The sequence below is a fragment of the Mesorhizobium sp. M7A.F.Ca.CA.004.12.1.1 genome (assembly GCF_003997835.1).
Lineage (GTDB): Bacteria > Pseudomonadota > Alphaproteobacteria > Rhizobiales > Rhizobiaceae > Mesorhizobium.
Genome location: NZ_RZRK01001375.1, coordinates 1 through 712, shown reverse-complemented (window position 1 = coordinate 712; position 712 = coordinate 1). Strand labels below are relative to the sequence as shown.

The following is a 712-nucleotide window of genomic DNA, read 5'->3' as shown; positions in this document are numbered from 1 at the left end:
GGACACGAAGGCGCGGCGCAGACCGAATCGGTCGCCGGCCGCACCCCCGGCCAGGATCAGCGCCGACAGCGTCAATGCATAGGCATTGGAAATCCACTGCGCCTCGGCAAGGTTGGCGCCGAGGTTGACGCGAATCGCCGGTGTGGCGATGGCCAGGATCGAGCCGTCTATGAAGCCAAGCGCCGAGGCCAGAATTGCCGCGATCAGCACAAATCGCCGCTGCGACTGCGGACAAAACGTTCCATGCGTGACCGGGCTCGTCAGCGGGACCGCGGCAGCTTTGCTCGGTGAATGCATGAAACCTTGCTTAAACCCCTAGCGCATCGGCAACAACCGGCCAGTGGCTTGCAGTCATTGAAACCAGCCGTTTGGCCAGGGTTGCACCCTGACAGGGTGCAAATGGCACAGTCATGCCAGCCCCGTTACGTGCAGCCGGCGGGGATTTCGATGAGGCGGCCGCTTGAAAGCTCGGCTTCATCCTGATCATGCAGCTGGTCTATGCCGCCGCACTTCCCAGTTCACTGCTGCGCAAGGTTATCGGCTGAAGGTCCGCCGACAAACTCCACCGTGACACCCGGCGAAACCAGCTTGGCCAACTCCCGCGCATCCCAGTTGGTCAGGCGTACGCAGCCATGGCTTTCGGTTTTGCCGATCTTCGACGGATCCGGCGTGCCGTGGATGCCATAGGTCGGCTTGTCCAGGGCGATCCAGA

1 protein-coding gene and 1 pseudogene are annotated in these 712 nt (G+C 62.4%); both read right to left on the bottom strand.

The genetic code is table 11. The annotated features are described in order from the left end of the window. Nucleotides 1-297 (bottom strand): annotated as a pseudogene (locus EN984_RS36490) (MFS transporter); the annotation flags it as partial. Nucleotides 298-518: 221 nt separating this feature from the next. After that, nucleotides 519-712 (bottom strand): L,D-transpeptidase (locus tag EN984_RS36485; RefSeq protein ID WP_164766010.1); only part of this gene is annotated, 194 nt, incomplete at its 5' end.